Annotated in this window: 19 protein-coding genes and 1 tRNA gene; 15 read left to right on the top strand and 5 right to left on the bottom strand. The window is 69.7% G+C overall.

Annotation, left to right across the window (positions count from 1 at the left end):
- Window positions 1–44 precede the first annotated feature (44 nt).
- Window positions 45–551: a MarR family winged helix-turn-helix transcriptional regulator gene (locus E1292_RS41820; RefSeq protein WP_132604827.1), complete on the bottom strand. Its 507-nt coding sequence runs from the start codon at window positions 549–551 to the stop codon at window positions 45–47.
- Between the two features lie 57 nt (window positions 552–608).
- On the opposite strand from E1292_RS41820, the gene E1292_RS41815 reads away from it, so the two are divergent.
- Genes E1292_RS41815 through E1292_RS41800 form a run of 4 tightly spaced genes read left to right on the top strand, consistent with a single transcriptional unit; the run spans window position 609 to window position 4,461 of the window.
- Window positions 609–1,379, top strand: coding sequence for a trans-aconitate 2-methyltransferase (locus E1292_RS41815; RefSeq protein WP_246090700.1), 771 nt, complete (start codon window positions 609–611; stop codon window positions 1,377–1,379).
- 31 nt (window positions 1,380–1,410) lie between these two features.
- A complete protein-coding gene (locus tag E1292_RS41810; RefSeq protein WP_132604825.1) occupies window positions 1,411–1,758 on the top strand; it encodes a VOC family protein in 348 nt (115 codons plus the stop codon).
- A 52-nt stretch (window positions 1,759–1,810) separates the two neighbouring features.
- A complete protein-coding gene (locus E1292_RS41805; RefSeq protein WP_132604823.1) occupies window positions 1,811–3,289 on the top strand; it encodes a CYTH and CHAD domain-containing protein in 1,479 nt (492 codons plus the stop codon).
- Entirely contained in the window at window positions 3,286–4,461 is a 1,176-nt protein-coding gene (locus E1292_RS41800; protein ID WP_132604821.1) for a cytochrome P450, read from the top strand. Before E1292_RS41805 ends, E1292_RS41800 begins: the two co-directional genes overlap by 4 nt.
- A gap of 6 nt (window positions 4,462–4,467) precedes the next feature.
- On the opposite strand, the gene E1292_RS41795 is transcribed toward E1292_RS41800, so the two are convergent.
- The 4 genes from E1292_RS41795 to E1292_RS41780 all read right to left on the bottom strand — a co-directional run bounded on the left by E1292_RS41795 (window position 4,468) and on the right by E1292_RS41780 (window position 9,373).
- Window positions 4,468–5,316, bottom strand: coding sequence for an NUDIX hydrolase (locus E1292_RS41795; RefSeq protein WP_246090699.1), 849 nt, complete (start codon window positions 5,314–5,316; stop codon window positions 4,468–4,470).
- Complete coding sequence (locus tag E1292_RS41790; RefSeq protein WP_132604819.1) at window positions 5,309–7,369, bottom strand: RNA degradosome polyphosphate kinase; 2,061 nt, start codon at window positions 7,367–7,369, stop codon at window positions 5,309–5,311. Before E1292_RS41790 ends, E1292_RS41795 begins: the two co-directional genes overlap by 8 nt.
- 119 nt (window positions 7,370–7,488) lie before the next feature.
- Window positions 7,489–8,391 (bottom strand): TetR/AcrR family transcriptional regulator, encoded by a 903-nt coding sequence (locus tag E1292_RS41785; RefSeq protein ID WP_132604817.1) that lies wholly within the window; start codon window positions 8,389–8,391, stop codon window positions 7,489–7,491.
- 43 nt (window positions 8,392–8,434) lie between these two features.
- Window positions 8,435–9,373 carry an acyl-CoA desaturase gene (locus E1292_RS41780; protein ID WP_132604815.1) on the bottom strand — a complete coding sequence of 313 codons (939 nt, stop codon included), beginning with the start codon at window positions 9,371–9,373 and terminating at the stop codon, window positions 8,435–8,437.
- A 300-nt stretch (window positions 9,374–9,673) separates the two neighbouring features.
- Between E1292_RS41780 and E1292_RS41775 the strand changes: the two genes are divergently transcribed.
- The 11 genes from E1292_RS41775 (at window position 9,674) to E1292_RS41725 (ending at window position 20,246) form a co-directional block, all read left to right on the top strand.
- A tRNA-Gln gene (locus tag E1292_RS41775) sits at window positions 9,674–9,745 on the top strand.
- 126 nt (window positions 9,746–9,871) lie between these two features.
- A complete protein-coding gene (glmU, locus tag E1292_RS41770; RefSeq protein ID WP_132604813.1) occupies window positions 9,872–11,320 on the top strand; it encodes a bifunctional UDP-N-acetylglucosamine diphosphorylase/glucosamine-1-phosphate N-acetyltransferase GlmU in 1,449 nt (482 codons plus the stop codon).
- Window positions 11,321–11,384: 64 nt separating this feature from the next.
- Entirely contained in the window at window positions 11,385–12,362 is a 978-nt protein-coding gene (locus E1292_RS41765) for a ribose-phosphate diphosphokinase (protein WP_132604811.1), read from the top strand.
- Between the two features lie 141 nt (window positions 12,363–12,503).
- Window positions 12,504–13,118 carry a 50S ribosomal protein L25/general stress protein Ctc gene (locus tag E1292_RS41760; RefSeq protein ID WP_132604809.1) on the top strand — a complete coding sequence of 205 codons (615 nt, stop codon included), beginning with the start codon at window positions 12,504–12,506 and terminating at the stop codon, window positions 13,116–13,118.
- A gap of 140 nt (window positions 13,119–13,258) precedes the next feature.
- Window positions 13,259–13,843: an aminoacyl-tRNA hydrolase gene (gene pth, locus E1292_RS41755; RefSeq protein ID WP_132604807.1), complete on the top strand. Its 585-nt coding sequence runs from the start codon at window positions 13,259–13,261 to the stop codon at window positions 13,841–13,843.
- 109 nt (window positions 13,844–13,952) lie between these two features.
- Window positions 13,953–15,392: a sugar transferase gene (locus tag E1292_RS41750; RefSeq protein WP_246090701.1), complete on the top strand. Its 1,440-nt coding sequence runs from the start codon at window positions 13,953–13,955 to the stop codon at window positions 15,390–15,392.
- Window positions 15,392–16,156 carry a 3'(2'),5'-bisphosphate nucleotidase CysQ gene (locus E1292_RS41745; protein ID WP_181958384.1) on the top strand — a complete coding sequence of 255 codons (765 nt, stop codon included), beginning with the start codon at window positions 15,392–15,394 and terminating at the stop codon, window positions 16,154–16,156. The genes E1292_RS41750 and E1292_RS41745 overlap by 1 nt, the downstream gene beginning before the upstream one ends.
- A gap of 18 nt (window positions 16,157–16,174) precedes the next feature.
- Window positions 16,175–17,089 carry a sulfate adenylyltransferase subunit CysD gene (cysD, locus tag E1292_RS41740; RefSeq protein WP_132604803.1) on the top strand — a complete coding sequence of 305 codons (915 nt, stop codon included), beginning with the start codon at window positions 16,175–16,177 and terminating at the stop codon, window positions 17,087–17,089.
- On the top strand, window positions 17,089–18,351 hold the full coding sequence (gene cysN, locus E1292_RS41735) for a sulfate adenylyltransferase subunit CysN (RefSeq protein ID WP_132604801.1): 1,263 nt from the start codon (window positions 17,089–17,091) through the stop codon (window positions 18,349–18,351). The genes cysD and cysN overlap by 1 nt, the downstream gene beginning before the upstream one ends.
- A gap of 90 nt (window positions 18,352–18,441) precedes the next feature.
- Complete coding sequence (locus E1292_RS41730; protein ID WP_132604799.1) at window positions 18,442–19,335, top strand: sulfotransferase family protein; 894 nt, start codon at window positions 18,442–18,444, stop codon at window positions 19,333–19,335.
- Complete coding sequence (locus tag E1292_RS41725) at window positions 19,332–20,246, top strand: glycosyltransferase family 2 protein (RefSeq protein WP_132604797.1); 915 nt, start codon at window positions 19,332–19,334, stop codon at window positions 20,244–20,246. The genes E1292_RS41730 and E1292_RS41725 overlap by 4 nt, the downstream gene beginning before the upstream one ends.
- Window positions 20,247–20,334 lie beyond the last annotated feature (88 nt).

The following is a 20,334-nucleotide window of genomic DNA, read 5'->3' as shown; positions in this document are numbered from 1 at the left end:
GGAGGGGGCTGAGTGGGGCGATGGCAGGCCGTAGCGGGGAGATGTCACGGCGGGGAGTCGAACGGGGCGAGGAGGGTGCGGAGGAGGGCGGCGAGGGCGCGCTGGTCGGTGGGGCCGAGCCCGGAGAGGAGGTCGTGTTCGCGGCGGAGCAGGTCGGAGAAGGCGGCGTCGACGCGGGCGAGGCCGGTCTCGGTGAGGGAGACGAGGACGCCGCGCCGGTCTTCGGGGTCGGGGCGGCGCCGTACGTGCCCGGCCTGTGCGAGGCGGTCGATGCGGTTGGTCATGGTGCCGGAGGTCACGAGTGTGGCCCGCAGCAGGGCGCCTGGGCTGAGTTCGTACGGTTTGCCGGCCCGCCGCAGCGCTGTCAGCACGTCGAACTCCCACGGCTCCAGGTCGTGTTCGGCGAACGCCGCCCGTCGAGCCCGGTCGAGATGCTTGGCCAGTCGTGACACCCTGGAGAGCACCTGGAGCGGTTCGACGTCGAGGTCGGGGCGCTCCGTTCGCCAAGCCGCGACGAGGCGGTCGACCTCGTCTCTAGCATCCTCGGTCATGACACAAGAGTGTACTGTCTTGACATCGAGATATCTCTCTCGATATCAATTATCTTCATGTCAAGAGATATGTGGGACCCCGTAACCTACGCCGTCTACGCGGACGAGCGGTCGAGGCCGTTCATCGAGCTGATCTCCCGGGTGGGAGCGGTCGATCCCGACTATGTCGTGGACGCCGGCTGCGGCAGCGGCGAGCTCACCGCCCAGCTGGGCCTTCGCTGGCCGCGCGCGACCGTGGAGGGCTTCGACTCCTCGCCCGCGATGATCGCCAAGGCGCGGCGGCTGGAGACGAAGGTCAGGTACGCGGTCGCCGACGTGGCCACGTGGCGGCCCGACCGGCCGGTGGACGTGATCGTCTCCAACGCCGTGCTGCAGTGGGTGCCCGAGCACCACTCCGTGCTGGAGCACTGGATCGAGGAGCTGGCGCCGGGAGGCTGGATGGCCTTCCAGGTGCCGGGCAACTTCGACGCGCCCAGCCATGTCGCGATCCGCGAGCTGTGCGCCTCCCGCGCCTGGTCCGACCGGCTCAGCGACGTCCTCAGGGTGAAGCCGGTCGGCCACCCCCTCGACTACCTCGACCTGCTCAACCAGGGCGGCGCCCAGGTCGACGCGTGGGAGACGACCTACATCCACGTGCTCCAGGGCGAGCATCCGGTGCTCGACTGGGTGTCCGGCACCGCCCTGCGCCCCGTTTTCGACCGTCTCGCCCCGGACGAACAGCGGCGGTTCAGGCGCGATCTCGCCCCGTTGCTCGCCGACGCATATCCGGCCAGGAATTACGGTACGCCGTTCCCGTTCAGACGGATCTTCGTCGTGCTGCAGAAATGAGCCGTGCTGCAGAAATGAGGGGCGGACGACAATGATCAGAGCACTGCATCACGTCCAGCTCGCCGCGCCCGCGGGGAGCGAGCCGCTGCTGCGGGAGTTCTACGCGGGCGTGCTCGGCCTGGAAGAGGTGCCGAAGCCGCCCGAGCTGGCCGGCCGCGGCGGCGCGTGGTTCAGGGGCGAGGGCGTGGAGGTGCACCTCGGCATCGAGAACGGCTTCAGGCCCGCGCGTAAGGCCCATCCCGCGTTCCTGGTCGACGACATCGACGCCTACGCCGCGAGGATCCCCGGAGCAGTGCCGGACGACCTCTTTCCCGGCTTCCGCCGCATCTACGTCTCCGACCCGGTGGGCAACAGAATCGAGCTCCTGCAATTCGCCTGATGTTCACCTAAGGGTGGCATTATTGTCCGAAATCGGACTTCTGCGAGGTGTAGTGGGAATCGAGATCGAGGACAAGTTCGATGTCACCGCAGAGTACGACATTCCGGACCTGAGCGGTCTGGCCGAGGTCGTCGGCCCGAAGAGTTACCAGCTCGTGGCGCTCTACTATGACACGCCCGATCTGCGGCTGGCCTCCCGGGGCGTCACCCTCAGACGACGACGAGGCGGCGCCGATGCCGGCTGGCACCTGAAGTTGCCCAAGGCCAAGGGCGTGCGCCAGGAGATCACCCATCCCCTCACCCGCAGCACCAAGATCGTGCCAGCGGAGCTGGCCGAGCTCGTCCGCGCCTTCACCCGCGGCGCCGAGCTGAAGCCGGTCGCCCAGCTCGACACGCGCAGGAGCGTCACGGTTCTGTTCGACGGCGACGCCAGGCTCGTCGAGATCGCCGACGACCGCGTCAAGGGCACCGTCTTCGGCGTGGAGCCCATGGTCGTGCGGTGGCGCGAGGTCGAGGCCGAACTGCTCGAAGGCGGCAAGAAGGCGCTGCTGGCCAAGGTCGGCAAGCGGCTCAGGAAGGCGGGCGCCACGCCGTCGGCCTCCTCCAGCAAGCTCGCCAAGCTCCTCGAACCCGCCCCGCTGCCCAAAGCCCCCACAGATCCGGGCTCCGCCGGCGAGATCGTCGTCGCCTACCTGGCCGGCCAGGTGGCCGCCCTCCTCTCGCAGGATCCCCGCGTGCGCAGGGCGGAGAACGACGCGGTGCACCAGATGCGGGTGGCCGCCCGCAGGATGCGCAGCGCGCTCAAGGCGTTCAAGACCGTCGTGACCGGCACCGACCGGCTCCAGGACGAGCTGCGCTGGCTCGGCGCCGTCCTCGGCGAGGCCCGCGACCTGGAGGTCATCAGGGCCAGGTTCGGCAGGGCGCTGGACGGGCTGGCCCCCGAGCTGGTCACGGGCCCCATCCGGACCCGGCTCGGCGCGGATCTGCTCGGACGCGAACAGGAGGCGTACGAGCGGATCAAGGACGCGCTCAGCGGCGAACGCTACTACACCCTCCTCGACACGCTCGACGCCCTCGTTTCCGCCCCGAACCTGGGCAAGGCCGCCGCCAAGCCCGCGCAGGAGCGGCTCAGCGCCATCGCGGCGGCCAACTGGGACCGCGTGACCAAGGCGTACGACACCGCCCAGGCCATCGAGGACCCCGAACGCCGCGAGATCGCCATGCACGACGTGAGAAAGGCGGCCAAACGCGCTCGGTACACCGCGGAAGCGCTCCAGCCCACGCTGGGCGGGAGCATGGCCAGGCTCGCCGAACTCGCCGAGGGCATCCAGGAGATCCTCGGGACGCACCAGGACGGCGTGGTCGCGCAGGAGACCCTGGCGAAGGAGGCCGAGAAAGCCCGCCAGGCCGGCGAGGACACCTTCACGTACGGGCTGCTCGTCGGGATCGAGCGCGGCACGGCCGATCGGGCACACGCCGAGTTCCCCGAGGTCTGGGCAGAGACCGTCGAAGCGGTTAACAAGGTTCTATGACGACTCTTCCGGTCATCCCCTTCGCACGCGGCGGGCTGCTCGAGGTGCCGGCGGCGTACCGGGACCTGCGCGCCAAGGAGGGCATCGCCAAAGTACGCACCTCTCTGGGCGACGAGGTCTGGCTGGTCAGCGGCTACGAGGACGCGCGCCGGCTGTTCAACGACGCCCGGCTCGGACGTTCCCACCCAGAGCCGGACAAAGCAGCCCGTCTGTCGGGCTCGGCCCTGCTCGGCGGCCCGCAGGGCGACGCCGCCACGGAGAAGGCCGAGCACGAGCGCATGCGCAAGCTGTTCGCGCCGTCGTTCTCGGCCCGCCGGATGAAGGCGCTCGGCGACCACGTCGGATCGCTCGTCGATGAGCTGCTCGAGCACCTGGCCGGGCGGACGCCGCCGGCGGACCTGCACGCCGAGCTCTCCTTCCCGCTGCCGGTGCTGGTCATCTGCCGCCTCCTCGGCGTCCCGTACGAGGACAGGGAGTACTTCAGCGGCGTCTCGGCCCGCATGAGCGACATGCTCGACCACGACAGGAGCATGGCCGCCCGCGAGGAGATGGGCGCGTACATGGCGGAGCTCATCCGGCGCAAGCGCCGCGAACCGGCCGAGGACGTGCTGTCCGACCTGGCGAAGGAGCTGGACGACGACGGCACGATCTCCCGGCTCGCGGGCGGGCTGCTGTTCGCGGGGCACGAGACCACGGTCAACCGCATCGACTTCGGCGTGCTGCTCCTGCTCGCCAACCCCGGCCAGCTCGACCTGCTCAAGGCCGACCCCGGGCTGGCGCCGGGCGCGGTCGAGGAGATCCTGCGCATGGCCTCGCCGAGCCTGCACGGCCTGCCCAGGTACGCCCACGAGGACATCGTGATCGGCGACGTCACGATCCGCAGGGGCGAGGCCGTGGTGATCACGCCGGGCCCGGCCAACCGGGACGAGCGGATCTATCCGGATCCGGACGTGTTCGACATCCGCCGCCCGCAGACCGACCCGCACCTGAGCTTCGGGTACGGCCCGCGCTTCTGCATCGGCGCCGGCCTGGCCAGGGTGGAGCTGGTGGCCGTGTTCAGCAGGGTGTTCCAGCGGTTCCCCGCCCTGCGGGCGGCCGTGCCCGTCGACGAGTTGCCGCGCAACGAGGGCAGGATCACCGAAGGGCTGGCCCGGCTGCCCGTCACCTGGTGAGCGCTCTCACGCGGGGTAACGCTCGACGCTGACGACGTGCCCGCCGGCCCGGTGCAGCACGGCGAAGGCGCCCTTGCGCAGGTGCACGCTCTTGCCGCTGAGCGCCTCGATGAGCCCGGGCAGCACCTTTCCGTGGCTGCACACCGCCGCGGGCGCCGCGAGGTCGCCGACCAGGGCGGGGGTCTTGCGCGGGTCCTGGCCGTCCTCGCTGAGCAGCGGCTCGATCCGGATCGTTGCGCCATGCGGCATCGCGGCCCGGTACGGCTCCACGGTCTGGACGCACCGGACGCTGGGGGAGCTCACGAGCAGCTCGGGCCGGTAGGCGGGCAGTGCGGTGGCCAGGCTCGCCGCCTGGGCACGCCCGGCGGCGTCGAGCGGGCGCTCCGCGTCCTCGCCCGGCCACTCGTTCCTGGAGCCGGCCGAGCCGTGCCGGACGAGGACGAGGGGCGTGGTCTCCAGGGGCGCGGCGGCCAGCGCCCGCAGCAGCCCCGCGTCCCACTCGTACGTCAGCAGCCGCCTGGCCTCGTCCACCGGCAGCCAGCGCAGCTCGTCCACCTCGTCACCGGGCACGAACCCGTCGTCGGCGACCGCCCTGCCCACCCAGTAGTCCACCCGCTTGAGCCGCTCGGACCTGAGGTAGTGGATGGGCGGCAGCGCGCGGCCGAGCACGATCGTCATGCCGGTCTCCTCGCGCACCTCGCGCAGGGCGGCGGCGATCACGTGCTCGCCGGACTTCAGCTTGCCCTTGGGGAAGGTCCAGTCGTCGTAGGCGGGACGGTGGATGACGGCCACGTCGGGGCTGCTCTCCTCGCCCCGCCAGACCACGGCCCCGGCCGCGCGGAGCAGGTCAGTCATCAACGGTCCTCCAGCGGCGGGTGCCGATGAGGTGGCTCTGCATGTCCTCGCCCGGGTGGCGGACCCAGGCGCCGTCGGAGCCGAGCCACCACGTGTTGGTCGTCTCGGCCATGGCCCGGTCCATCAGCTCGACGAGGTACGTCTTGTGCTGCTGGGACGTCACCTTGACCAGGGCTTCGACGCGGCGGTCCAGGTTTCTGCGCATCAGGTCGGCGCTGCCGATCCAGACCTCGGGCCGCCGTCCCAGGCCGAACTCGTACACCCGGGAGTGCTCCAAGAAGCGCCCCAATACCGACCTTACGCGGATATTTTCGGACAAATCTGGAATCCCTGGCCGGAGCGTGCAGATGCCCCGCACCCAGAGATCCACCGGCACGCCGGCCCTGGACGCCCGGTAGAGCGCGTCGATGATCGGCTCGTCCACCAGCGAATTCGTCTTGATCCTGATCCTGGCCGGGCGGCCGGCCCGCTGGTGGGCGATCTCCCGCTCGATCCTGGCCAGCAGCCCGCTGCGCATGGAGTGGGGGGCGACCAGCAGCCGCCGGTAGGCGGAGTGGTTGGAGTAGCCGGTCAGGTGGATGAACAGGTCGGTGACGTCCTCGCCGACCAGCGGGTCAGCGGTGAGCAGCCCGAAGTCCTCGTACTGGCGGGCGGTTTTAGGGTTGTAGTTGCCGGTGCCGATGTGGCAGTAGCGGCGCAGCTCGCCCGAGACCTCCTGGCGGATCACCAGCGCCAGCTTGCAGTGCGTCTTCAGCCCGACGACGCCGTAGACGACGTGGCAGCCGGCGCGTTCGAGCTTGCGGGCCCAGGAGATGTTGGCGTGCTCGTCGAAGCGGGCCTTGATCTCCACGACCACCACGACCTGCTTGCCCGCCTCGGCCGCGTCGATCAGCGCGTCCACGATGGGCGACTCGCCGCTCGTGCGGTAGAGGGTCTGCTTGATGGCCAGGACGCGGGGATCGGCCGCGGCGACCTCGATGAAGCGTTGCACGCTGGTGGCGAACGAGTCGTACGGGTGGTGCAGCAGCAGGTCGCGCTCGCGCAGGATCGAGAAGACGTCGTCCTCGGCGTTGATCACCTCGGCGGGCACGAACGGCCGGTAGCCGAGCTCGCCGCGGTCGAGGTCGGCGATGGCGTGCAGGCCGCTGAGGTCGAGCGGCCCCGGCAGCCGGTAGATCTCGTGGGGCGCCAGCTCCAGCTCCTCCACGAGCGGCGCCAGCACCTCGGGTGTGATCGTGTCCTCGACCTCCAGCCGCACCGGCGGGCCGAAGCGCCGCTTGAGCAGCTCCTTCTCCAGGGCCTGCATGAGGTTCTCCGTGACGTCCTCGTCCACGTCGAGATCCTCGTTCCTGGTCACGCGGAAGACGTGGTGCTGCAGGATCTCCATGCCCTTGAAGAGCTGGCCGAGATGCGCCGCGATGACGTCCTCCAGCGGCACGAACCGGTCCTTGGACGCGGGGACGAACCGCGGCAGCTGCGAAGGGACCTTGACCCTCGCGAAGACGGTGTGATCGGTCGACGGGTTGCGCACCAGGACGGCCAGATTCAGGCTGAGCCCTGAAATATAGGGAAAAGGATGGGCGGGGTCGACGGCCAGCGGCGTCAACACCGGCCTGATCCGCTCCCTGAAGAGTTTGCGCAGCTCCGTGCGCTCCTCCCGGCCCAGGTCGTCCCACCTGACGATCTCGATGCCCTCGCCCGCCAGCTGCGGGAGGACGTGATGGTGGAAGGCCGTCGCGTGCCGTCTGGCCAGCTCGTCGGCGACCGTGCCGATCCTGGCCAGCTCTTCACGCGGTTTGAGCCCGCTCTTGGTCCGCAGCAGCAGGCCGGTGGCCATCCGCCGTTTCAGCCCGGCCACCCGTACGCGGAAGAACTCGTCGAGGTTGCTCGCGAAGATCGCCAGGAAGCGCACCCGTTCCAGCAGCGGCAGCGAGGCGTCCTCGGCGAGTTCGAGCACCCGCTCGTTGAACTGGAGCCAGCTCTCCTCGCGGTTCAGGAATCGTTCCTGGGGAAGGGGTAGGTCGTTGGCGGGGTGAAACGCTTCCGCGGACATATGGCGTATATTGCCCCGATTGGTTGAACAGAACGTTAACGTGCTCGCAACGGCTCACCCCAGTCGGTCAGCCCTGCTCAACCCCATCGTCACCTGTGGTGACCTGCGTGTTCAAGAGGTCACTCCTGATGATCTACCTGACCTAGACGCGCCGCGCGCTCGGCCAGCCGGGCCTCCCGCTGGCGGATCTTCTCCTCCCGCTCGCGGGCCTTCTCGGCCTCCTTCAGCAGCCGCTCGCGCTCCTTCAGCTCGCGCACCCTGGCCTTCTCGGCCTCTTTGAGCTCGCGCTGGCGGATCTTCTCGGCCTCCTTGAGCTCCTTCTCGCGCGCCTTCTCCAGCTCGCGCAGCTCCTTGTCGCTGGCGCGCGCCTTGACCGGCGACCTCAGCTCGCGGGTCGTGAGGCTGATGGCCGGGCTGGGGTTGAGCCCCGTCAGACCGTTCCACGCCAGGTTGACCAGGTGGGCGGCCACCTCCTCGCGCCCCGGCTTGCGCACGTCGAGCCACCACTGCCCGGTCAGCGCCACCATGCCGACCAGCATCTGCGCGTACATCGGCGCGAGCTTGGGCTCGTAGCCGCGGGCGGCGAACTCGTCGGCGAGGACGTCCTCCACCTGGCTGGCGATCTCGCTGATGAGGCTCGCGAACGTGCCCGTGCCCGAAGCGGCGTGGGAGTCGCGCACCAGAATGCGGAAACCCTCGCTGCTCTCCTCGATGTACTGCAGCAGGGCCAGTGCGGCCCGCTCCAGCTTGATGAGGGAGTGGGAGGCGGCGAGGGCTTCAGTGATCATGCCGAGCAGCTTCTGCATCTCGCGGTCGACCACGACCGCGTAGACGCCTTCCTTGCCGCCGAAATGTTCGTAGACCACGGGTTTGGACACCTGCGCGGTGGCGGCTATCTCTTCGATCGAGGTCCCGTCGAACCCCTTCTCCGCGAAGAGCGTGCGGCTGATGCGGACCAGCTGCTCTCTTCGCTCGCTACCGGACATGCGCCTGCGGGATCGGGGTTCCGTCACGGTTTCCATAATGACGGCCACGGCAGTGTGGCCGCCCTTCAGCTGTTCGGCGTCAGGCAATGCGTTTCGCCGCCAGCCGCTCCGGAGTGGGCCAGCGGACGTCGTACACCCAGCCCAGCCGCTCGAAGATGCGGATCAGGCCGGCGCTCAGGTCGATCTGGCCCTTGAGCGCGCCGTGCCTGGCGCAGGTCGGGTCGCTGTGGTGCAGGTTGTGCCACGACTCGCCGAAGGACGGGATGGCCAGCCACCACACGTTGCGCGACTTGTCACGCACCTGGAAGTCCTCCTCGCCGAAGACGTGGCAGATGGAGTTGATGGACCAGGTCACGTGGTGCAGCAGGCCGATGCGGACGAGCGAGCCCCAGAACAGCGCGGTCAGCGCGCCCTGCCAGGACCAGGTGATGAGCAGGCCGAGCAGGCCGGGCAGGAGGATCGAGACGAGGGCCAGCGAGCCGAACCACTTGTGCAGCTTGATGACGTCGGGGTCCTTGCACAGGTCGGGGGCGTACTTCTCCCTGTTGGTGCGCTCGCTCTCGAACAGCCACCCCATGTGGGCGTAGAGCAGGCCCTTGGTCATGTTCTTGAAGCCGGGGCCGAAGCGCCACGGCGAGTGCGGGTCGCCCTCCTTGTCGGAGAACTTGTGGTGCTTGCGGTGGGTGGCCACCCAGTCGAGCACCGACATCTCCAGCGACAGGCTGCCGGCGATGCCCATCGCGATCTTGAGCGGCCGCCTGGCCTTGAACGATCCGTGCGTGAAGTAGCGGTGCAGGCCGACGGTGACGCCGAGCCCCGAGACGACGTAGAAGACGAGGGCGATCGCGACGTCCGTCCAGCCGAGGCCCCAGCCCCAGGCCAGCGGTACGGCCGCCGCGATCGCGACGATGGGCAGCCCGACGACGAGAGCGAAGGTGACGAGTTCGGTCTTCGACCGTGGCTCTGGTTCGAAGTCCGGCTTCGGGGCAGAGGCGGAACGTTCGGTGGTAACGGTCATGGGCGACCTCCAAGAGCATGTATGAGGACGTATGTCCGGCTACGCCACCGTAACCTACGCCAGCGTAAGTTAGGAAGACCTAAGCCGGGAATATGGCGAAGGTGACGATCCGCCGGGCAAGGTGGGTAAGGTTCACGCCTTGCGCCTTTTTGGCTGGTCTGTTAAGGGTGGGCATATCCGCATCGCCGCTCTCACCTGGGCGGATCATCCGCCACGCGGAGCCGGGACGTAATTACGGGCGCGCGCGCACGTGCGGGCTCGGTATCGTAGGGATGTGTCGGACGCCACGTGTCCGATCTGTCCCGGATCGTCTAATCGGCAGGACAAGTGGTTTTGGTCCACTTTGTAGGGGTTCGAGTCCTCTTCCGGGAGCTTAGAGGTGATCCCCCCGCTGAGCGTCCAGGCTGAGGTTCGGTATCCTCACGGTGTCGGGAGGGTGTCGGTGCGGTAGCCGCACCGAACAGCCCTGATCCGTCCAGCCACAGGGAGCCTCAGTCCGTGAGTGTGCCGCGCCCGGCAGCCGTCATCGTCCTCGCCGCGGGCGAGGGCACCCGGATGAAAAGCCAGACCCCGAAAGTCCTGCACGAGTTGTGCGGCCGCGCGCTGCTCGACCACATGCTCGCCGCCGCCCGCGATCTCGGCCCCGAGCGGCTCATCGTCGTGATCGGCCACGCGCTCGAACGCATGCGCGACCATCTGGCGGCCACCAGCCCCGACGCCCGCGCCGTCGTCCAGAACGAGCAGCGCGGCACCGGCCACGCCGTGCGCACCGTCCTCGAAGAGGTCGGCACGATCTCCGGCACGGTCCTGGTCACCTACGGCGACGTGCCGCTGCTGCGCCCCCAGACGCTCGCCACGCTGCTCGAACGGCACGAGGCCGACGGCAACGCGGTCACCGTGCTGACGGCCGAGGTGCCCGACCCGACCGGCTACGGACGGATCATCCGCGACGATTCCGGCGCCGTGCTGGAGATCGTCGAGGAGAAGGACGCCGACGCCGGGCAGCGCGCCATCAAGGAGATGAACTCCGGCATCTACGCCTTCGACGGCGAGCTACTGGCCGACGCCGTCAAGCGGGTGTCCGCCGACAACGCCCAGGGTGAGGAATACCTCACCGACGTGCTGGCCATCCTGCGCGGCGACGGCCACCGGGTCGGGGCGTGCGTGGCCGGTGACTTCGTCGAGGTCGAGGGCGTCAACGACCGCGTCCAGCTGGCCGCCGCCCGCCAGGTGCTCAACCGGCGCCTGCTGGAGGCCCACATGCGCGCCGGCGTCACGATCGTCGACCCCGCCGGCACCTGGATCGACGTGAGCGTGCGCATCGCGCCCGACGCGGTGATCCACCCGGGCACCCAGCTCCACGGCGACACCGTCATCGAGGCGGGCGCCGAGGTGGGGCCCGCCACCACGCTCACCGGCACCAGGGTCGGGGCCGGTGCGATCGTCCGCAACGCGGTCTGCGACCACGCCGACATCGGGCCGGAGGCCAACGTCGGCCCCTACGCCTACCTCCGCCCCGGCACGGTGATCGGCCGCAGGTCGAAGGCCGGCACATTCGTCGAGATGAAGAACACCAAGGTCGGCGAGCGCTCCAAGGTGCCGCACCTGTCCTACGCCGGCGACGCCACGATCGGCGACGACGTCAACATCGGCGCCTCCACCGTCTTCGTCAACTACGACGGGGTCGACAAGCACCACACCACCGTGCGCGACGGCGCGTTCGTCGGGTGCGACACCATGCTCATCGCCCCTGTGACCGTCGGCGACGGCGCCTACACGGCGGCGGGCTCGGTGATCGCCGACGACGTCCCGCCGGGCTCGATCGGCGTGGCACGAGCGCGGCAGCGCAACATCGAGAAATGGGTTCTGCGCAGGCGCGCGGGCACCAAGTCGGCCGCGGCCGCCCAGCGGGCGCTGGCCGAGCAGGATCAGGAGAAAGAAGCATGACCGAGCTTGCCGAGGTCATCGAGCAGCACAGCACCGTGGTCGTGAGACCGACGAAGGGGGTCTCATGACCAGCATCAAGCAGCCGGGCGAGAAGAATCTCATGCTCTTCTCCGGCCGGGCCTACCCCGAACTGGCCGAAGAGGTGGCCGAGCACGTCGGTGTCTCCCTCACTCCCACCAAACTCATCGACTTCGCCAATGGCGAGATCTACGCCCGCTACCTCGAGTCCGTACGCGGCTGCGACGCCTTCGTCATCCAGAGCCACACCGGGCCCATCAACAAGTGGATCATGGAACAGCTCATCATGGTCGACGCGTTGAAGCGGGCCTCCGCCAAGCGCATCACCGTGGTCATGCCGTTCTTCGGCTACGCCCGCCAGGACAAGAAGGGCCGCGGCCGCGAGCCCATCACGGCCAGGCTGATGGCCGACCTGTTCAAGACCGCCGGCGCCGACCGCCTCATGTCGATCGACCTGCACACCTCGCAGATCCAGGGCTTCTTCGACGGCCCGGTCGACCACCTGTTCGCCATGCCGGTGCTGGAAAACTACCTGAAGAACAAACTCGACCTGGCCAACACCACGATCGTCTCGCCCGACACCGGCCGTGTCCGCCTGTCGGAGCGCTGGGCCGACACGCTCGGCACGCCGCTGGCGTTCATCCACAAGCGGCGCGACCTCGACGTGGCCAACTCGGTCAAGGTCAACGAGGTCGTCGGCACCGTACGCGGCCGCACCTGTGTGCTGATCGACGACATGATCGACACCGCGGGCACCATCTGCAAGGCCGCCGACGCCCTCTACGAGCAGGGCGCCACCAACGTCATCGCGGCCGCCACCCACGCGGTCTTCTCCGACCCGGCGGTCGACCGGCTGAAGAACTCCCGCATCAGCGAGGTGATCGTCACCAACACGCTGCCGCTGTCGCCGGCCAACAGGTTCGACAAGCTGACCGTCCTGACGATCGCGCCGCTCATCGCCCGCGCCATCACCGAGATCTTCCAGGACGGCTCCGTCACGAGCCTGTTCGAGGGCGACACGTGATCGAGCGAGGCGAGTGAAGGCTGGTCGGCCGGAGGCCGGCCAGCCGGTAGACTATGAGGGTTGCGCTCGTAACGCCTTCCGCTAGGGCGGGTGAGGGGGAGCGCTCACCGATCCGATCTTGATGCATCCCTAGGAGATGTCGTGTCTGAAGTACGTATCGCCGCCGAGCGGCGCACCGCGTTCGGCAAGGGCGCCGCCCGCAAGATCCGTCGCGCGGACAAGGTGCCCGCCGTCCTCTACGGGCACGGCACCGACACCCAGCACCTGACCCTGCCCGGTCACGAGGTGCTGCTCGCGCTCCGCACGCCCAACGTGCTGATCCGCCTCGAGGGTGACGGCGTCAACGAGCTCGCGCTGCCCAAGGGCGTGCAGCGCGACCCGATCAAGGGCTTCGTCGAGCATGTCGACCTGCTCCTGGTCAAGAGCGGCGAGAAGGTCACCGTCGAGATCCCGGTCACCACGGTCGGCGACGTCCACCCCGACGGCCTGCTCGACCAGCAGCTCGTGTCCATCGCCGTCGAGGCCGAGGCCACCCACATCCCGACCGGCGTCGAGGTCAACGTCGAGGGCCTGGAGGTCGGCAGTGTGATCGCCGCCTCCGACCTCCCGCTCCCGGAGGGCACCACGCTGTCCGCCGACGCCGACGTTGTGGTCCTCCACGTCATCAACAAGCCGGTCGAGGCTCCGGAGGAGGGCGCCGAGGCCGAGGGCGAGGCCGCCGAGGCTCCCGAGAGCGCCGAGGCCTCCGCCGAATAACTCATGGGGAAACCTGCTCAACGGACGTCCGCTACGGCCTGACCAGAGCTCCTCTGGTGAGCAGGTTTCCTGTCGGTAGCGCTGTCCGGGCAACGGGGCGGCTTCGCGCGAGCCGCTCCGTTGCGCTATGAGGGGATCACATGGATCGCTGGCTGATCGCCGGGCTGGGCAATCCGGGGCCCGACTACGCGGGCAACCGGCACAACGCGGGCTTCATGGTGCTCGACGAGCTGGCCTCCAGGGCCGGCGGGCGGTTCAAGGCGCACAAAAGCCGGGCCGAGATCTGCGAGACCCGCGAGGCCATCCTCGCCAAGCCCCTGACCTACATGAACCTCTCCGGCGGGCCCGTCAAGGCGCTCTCCGACTTCTACAAGATCGGCCCCGAGCGGCTGATCGTCGTCCACGACGAGCTCGACGTCCCCTACGGCGCGCTGCGGGCGAAGCTCGGCGGCGGCGACAACGGCCACAACGGCCTCAAGTCGATCACCAAGGTCCTCGGCACCCGCGACTACCTGCGGGTGCGCTTCGGCATCGGCCGCCCGCCCGGCCGCATGGACCCCGCCGCTTACGTGCTCAGAGACTTCGCCACCGCCGAGCGCAAAGACCTGCCCTTCCTCGTCGACCGGGCGGCCGACGTGGTGGAGTCGCTGATGACCCGAGGCCTCGAGGTCACCCAGAACGACTTCCACCGGGCTGATCTGCACATTTCCGGCCCACCTCGCTGATCGCCGCATAGAGTCGTTCGCCGGTTCCCCGCTTTCCCCGCCGCTACGATCTGTGACTGTCCGTACGGGAATGGTCACCGGGGAGGCACGTGTGCACGGTGAAGGGCTCATGGCCGTCGCCGGGAACGGTCATGCCGTCTCCTGGAGGGCCGGGCCGCGCGTGCCCTCCTGGGTGCGCTCCTACCGGCTGCGCGCCGTGCTCGCCGACCTGTGCGGGGCGGGCGCCGCGGCCACGATCGCCTTCACGGTCAGGTTCGGCGGGCTCACCCCCTACGTGCTGCCGTACCTCCTGGTCAGCCTGGCTCTGCCGGTGGTGTGGTGCTGCGCGGTGGCGCTCAACAGGGCTTACGAGCCGCGCATGCTGGGCGTCGGCTCCGAGGAGTTCCGCAGGATCCTGCAGGCGGGCGTGGCGCTGACCGCGGGCACCGCCATCGGCTCCTACGTGACCAAGACCGACGTCGCCCGCGGCTACGTCGTGCTGGCGCTGCCCCTGGTCACTCTCTTCACGCTGGTGCTCCGGTACGTTCTGCGGCGCTCGCTGCACCGGCGCAGGGCGGCGGGCGAGTGCATGCGCCGGGTGGTCGCGGTCGGCCACCCGGTCGCGATCGCCGAGCTGGTACGGCTCTTCCGCAGGGAACGCCACCACGGCATGGACGTCGTGGCGGCCTGCCTGCCCGGCGGCCGCGCAGGCGAGAACGTGGGCGAGGTGCCGGTCGCCGGCGACTTCAGCGACGTGCCGATCGCGGTCGGCCAGTACACCGCCGACACCGTGGCCGTGCTCGCCTGCCCCGAGATGGACGGCCAGGCGCTGCGGCGGCTGGCCTGGCGGCTGGAGCGCACCCACACCGAGCTCGTGGTGGCCCCCGCGCTGATGGACGTCGCCGGCCCGCGCACCACGATCAGGCCCGTCGCCGGGCTGCCGCTGCTGCACGTGGAGCATCCCGAGCTCACCGGGGCCAGGCAACTGGTCAAGAACGTCTTCGACCGGCTGGTCGCGGTCGCGCTGCTCCTGCTGCTGGCGCCCGCTCTGGTGATGCTGGCGATCGCCGTCCGCGTGACGAGCCCGGGGCCCGCGCTGTTCCGGCAGACCCGGGTCGGCAAGGGCGGGAAGCTGTTCACCATCGTGAAGTTCCGCACCATGAGGCGCGGTGCGGAGCGGCAGAAGATCACCCTGGTCAGCGACCGCGACGGGCTGCTGTTCAAGATGCGCAACGATCCGCGTGTCACGCCGCTCGGCGCGCTGATGCGCCGCCACTCGCTCGACGAGCTGCCCCAGCTCATCAACGTCGTACGCGGTCACATGTCGCTCGTCGGCCCCCGCCCGCCGCTGCCCGAGGAGGTGGCGCGCTACGGTGACGACGTGCGCAGAAGACTCCTCGTACGCCCTGGGCTGACCGGGCTGTGGCAGGTCAACGGTAGATCTGACCTATCGTGGGAGGAATCCGTCCGTCTAGACCTGCGTTACGTCGAGAACTGGTCCCTCACTCTGGACCTCCAGATCCTGTGGAAGACTTGGTCAGCCGTCGCCCGCGGGCAAGGAGCTTATTGATGACGATTCGCGACGATCACGCCCTCGCCGCTGACCTGGCCACCGAGGCCGGCGAGCGGCTGCTGAGGGTCCGCGAGCGCACCGGGTTCGACGACCCCGCCGCGCTGCGGGCCGAGGGCGATCGCGCCGCCCACGTCCTGCTGATGGAGTCGCTGTCCCGGCTGCGGCCGAGCGACTGCGTGTTGTCGGAGGAGGCCACCCGAGAGGAACGGCTCGACCCGCGCCGGCTCGCCGCCGAGCGGGTCTGGATCGTCGATCCCCTGGACGGCACCCGCGAGTTCTCGGAGCCGGAGCGGTCCGACTGGGCCGTGCACGTGGCCCTGTGGGAGCGCGGCAAGCTGACCGCGGGCGCCGTCGCGCTGCCCGCCCAGGGCCGTACGCTGACGACCGCCGACCCGCCCAAGCCTCCCGCCCACGTGAAGGGGCGTTTCCGCATCGCGGTGAGCCGCACTCGGCCGCCCGAGTTCGTCCAGAAGCTGGCCTACCTGGTCGGCGCCGATCTCGTGCCGATCGGGTCGGCGGGGGCGAAGATCTCGGCGGTGCTCACCGGCGAGGTCGAGGCGTACGTACACGCCGGGGGCCAGTACGAGTGGGATTCCGCCGCGCCGGTCGCCGTCGCCCTGGCCGCAGGGGTGCACGCGAGCCGCATCGACGGCTCCGAGCTGATCTACAACCAAGCCGACCCGTCCCTACCCGATATCCTGGTTTCCCTACCCGAGCTGGCGGCATCCCTGCTCGCCGGGATCCGGGACCTGCACCGCTGACCTCCGGAGGAAGCTTCCATGCTCCAGCGCGACTACACGACGTCGCAGCTCGACGTGCTCGAGGCAGAGGCCATTCACATCATGCGTGAGGTGGCCGCCGAATTCGAGCGCCCATGTCTGCTCTTCTCCGGAGGCAAGGACTCGATCGTCATGCTCCGCATCGCGGAGAAGGCGTTCTGGCCCGCACCCATCCCGTTCCCGCTCATGCACGTCGACACCGGCCACAACTTCGACGAGGTCATCGAGTTCCGCGACCGCCGCACGGCCGAGCTCGGCGCGCGCCTGATCGTGGCCAGCGTGCAGGAGTCGATCGACCAGGGCCGGGTGGTCGAGCAGACGGGCCGGCGGGCCTCGCGCAACCGCCTGCAGACCACCACGCTGCTCGACGCGATCGAGGCGCACGAGTTCGACGCCGTGTTCGGCGGAGCCAGGCGCGACGAGGAGAAGGCCAGGGCCAAGGAGCGGGTGTTCTCCTTCCGCGACGACTTCGGCCAGTGGGATCCGAAGAACCAGCGTCCCGAGCTGTGGAACCTCTACAACGCCCGCATCCGCAAGGGCGAGCACATCCGCGTCTTCCCGCTGTCCAACTGGACCGAGCTCGACGTCTGGGACTACATCCGGCGCGAGGGCATCGAGATCCCCTCCATCTATTTCGCCCACACCCGCAAGGTGTTCGAGCGCGACGGCATGCTGCTGCCCGACGCCGACGTCGTCCAGCGCGGCGACGACGAGCCGCTGTTCGAGGCGGTGGTGCGCTACCGCACCGTGGGCGACATGACCTGCACGGGCGCCGTGCAGTCCCCGGCCACCACGGTCGAGGAGATCATCGAGGAGATCGCGGTCACCAGGATCACCGAGCGCGGCGCCACCAGGGCCGACGACCGCTCGTCCGAGGCCGCCATGGAGGACAGGAAGAGAGAGGGCTACTTCTGATGGACATTCTTCGCTTTGCCACTGCGGGGAGCGTCGACGACGGCAAGTCCACTCTCATCGGACGGTTGCTCTACGACTCCAAGGCGATCTTCGAGGACCAGCTGGAGGCCGTCGAGCGCACCTCGCGCGACCGCGGCACCGAATACACCGACCTGTCGCTGCTGACCGACGGGCTGCGGGCCGAGCGTGAGCAGGGCATCACGATCGACGTGGCATATCGCTATTTCGCGACGCCGCGCCGTAAGTTCATCATCGCCGACACGCCCGGGCACATCCAGTACACCCGCAACATGGTCACCGGCGCCTCCACGGCCGACCTGGCGATCATCCTCATCGACGCCCGCAAGGGGGTGCTGGAGCAGTCGCGGCGCCACGCGTTCCTGGCCTCGCTGCTGCGCGTGCCGCACCTGGTGCTCGCCGTCAACAAGATGGACCTGGTCGACTACTCCCAGGAGCGGTTCGAGGAGATCAGGGAGGAGTTCACGTCGTTCGCGTCCAAGCTGAACGTCGGCGACCTCACCTTCATCCCGATCTCCGCGCTCAACGGCGACAACGTGGTCTCCCGCTCCGAGAACATGCCCTGGTATCTCGGCACGTCGCTGCTGCACCACCTGGAGAACGTCCACATCGCCTCCGACCGCAACCTGACCGACGTGCGCTTCCCCGTCCAATACGTGATCCGCCCGCAGCGGGCCACCGACCACGCCTTCCACGACTACCGCGGCTACGCCGGCCAGGTGGCGGGCGGCGTGCTCAAGCCGGGCGACGAGGTGATGCACCTGCCCTCCGGTCTCACCACGCGGATCGCGTCGATCGACACGTTCGACGGTCCTGTGGAGGAGGCGTTCTCGCCCATGTCGGTGACGCTGCGCTTCGAGGACGACCTCGACATCTCGCGCGGCGACATGATCGCCAGGCCCAACAACCAGCCCAGCGTCGCGCAGGAGCTGGAGGCGATGATCTGCTGGATGGCCGACGGCGTCAAGCTGACGCCGCGCACCAAGCTGACGATCAAGCACACCACCCGTACGGCGCGCGCCCTGGTGCGCGACCTGCACTACCGGCTCGACGTCAACACCCTGCACCGGGACGAAGAGGCCACGTCGCTCGGCCTCAACGAGATCGGGCGGGTGTCGCTGCGGATCACCCAGCCGCTGTTCGTGGACGACTACTCCCGCAACCGGACGACCGGCGGGTTCATCCTCGTCGACGAGGCCACGAACGGCACGGTCGCCGCCGGCATGGTCATGGACGCCCACTGAGGTAGATCTTTTGGCGAATCCGTGACCGTCTGATTACGCTCCGCGCTAGGGTCTTCGCGTTCCGTGTTGGCGACGCGAAGGCCCTTTTCCTTGACCGACCACCCACCCACCCGGGTCATCTACCTGGGAGGCCTCGGCCGCAGCGGCACCACGCTGCTGGAAAGGCTCCTGGGCGAGCTGCCCGGCGTGGTGGCGCTGGGAGAGGTGGTGCACCTCTGGGAGAGGGGCGTCCTCGCGCAGGAGCTCTGCGGGTGCGGTGCGGCCTTCCCGGCCTGCGCCTTCTGGCGCGCGGTCGGGGAGCGGGCGTTCGGTGGTTGGACCACGTCAGTGGCCGGAAGGGTCCTGACGCTGAGGCGCCGGGTCGACCGCACCCGCAGGATCCCGCGCATCGCCCATCCCGACCTGGCCGAATACGCGCGGGCGTACCGAACGCTCTACGCCGCCGCGGGCGCGCCGGTCGTGGTCGACTCCAGCAAGCACGCGTCCCTGGCGTGTTGCCTGGTCGCCGCGGGCGTGAACGTGTCGATCGTCCACGTGGTCCGTGACCCGCGCGCCGTCGCCCACTCCTGGGGCAGGAGCGTCGAGCGCCCCGAGGACGGGCGTCCCATGACCCGCTGGAGCCCCGCCAGGACCGCCGTCCACTGGACGGCCCAGAACGCCGCAATCGAGCTGCTCGCCGCGCGCGGGGCGCGGGTGATCCGCGTCCGCTACGAAGACCTCGTCGCCGCGCCCGTGGCCACGCTCACCCGGCTGGCCCGCGGCCTCGGCCTGGCTGCGGCGGAGCTGCCGTTCGTCGACGGCTCGACCGCCTGGCTCGGCCCCTCCCACACGGCTTCCGGCAACCCGATGCGCTTCCACGTGGGGCGGGTGGAGCTGCGGCGCGACGACGCGTGGATGTCAGGGCTGGCGGGCCGCGACCGGCGCGCCGTCGACGCTCTCACCTGGCCGCTCAGAGCCCGGTACGGCTATCGGAGCGCGGCATGACACGATCCGTCGGCGTGGTCATCCCGACCCGCGGCAACCGCCCCGCCCAGCTGCGCGAGGCCGTGGAGGCGGTCCTCGCCCAGCACCATTCCGGCGGGCTCTCCGTGGTCGTGGTGGCCGACACCCCTGACGCCGAGCCGGCCGCCGCGGTCCGCGACATCGCCGAGCAGGTGGCCGACGTGGGCTCTCACCGGCTCAGGGTCCTGCCCAACACGCTCACCCCCGGGCTCCCCGGCGCGCGCAACACCGGCATCGCGGCGTGCGACACCGACCTCGTCGCGTTCTGCGACGACGACGACGTGTGGCTGCCCGGCAAGCTCACCGCGCAGGTGCGGGCACTGGGTGACGGCGGCGAGTTCGCCAGCTGCGGCATCGAGGTCGAACACGCCGGCCGCCGGGTGACCCGCCTCGCCGGCGCCTCGACGGTGACGGCCGGCGACCTGGTCCGTTCGCGGATGGTGATGGTGCACTCGTCGACGTTCCTGTTCGAGCGCGGCTCGTTGTGGGTGGACGAGACCGCCCCCGCCGGGCAGAACGAAGACTGGGACCTCGCCCTGCGCGCCGCCAGGCGCCGGCCGATCGTGCAGGTCGACCGGCCGCTGGTCCGGGTGCGGTGGGGCGGATCCCACTACGCCACGCGCTGGGCCGACCGCATCGCCGGGCTCGGCTGGATGCTCGCCCGCCACCCCGCACTCGTTGAAGACCCTCGTGGCGCGGCGCGGGTCTACGGCCAGCTCGCCTTCAGCCACGCCGCGCTCGGGCACCGCCGCGAGGCCGCCCGCTGGGCGCTGCGCACGTTCGCGGCCCGGCTGGGCGAGCCGCGCGCGCCCATCGCGCTCGCCGTGGCGGCCGGTCTCGTCTCCGCACCCACCGTCCTCGCCGCGCTCCACCACAGGGGGCACGGCATTTGACCCCGCCCCGCGACAGCGCTCCGGCCGGTGCCACCACTCCGGCCCACGCCACCACCCCGTCCCGTGTCCCCACCCCGCTCCAAGCCAC

Origin of the sequence: Nonomuraea deserti, from assembly GCF_004348685.1 — a bacterium.
In the GTDB taxonomy this organism is placed as follows: Bacteria; Actinomycetota; Actinomycetes; order Streptosporangiales; family Streptosporangiaceae; genus Nonomuraea; species Nonomuraea deserti.
The sequence above is the reverse complement of the archived record's forward strand: the minus strand, read 5'-3'. Positions and strand labels throughout refer to the sequence as shown.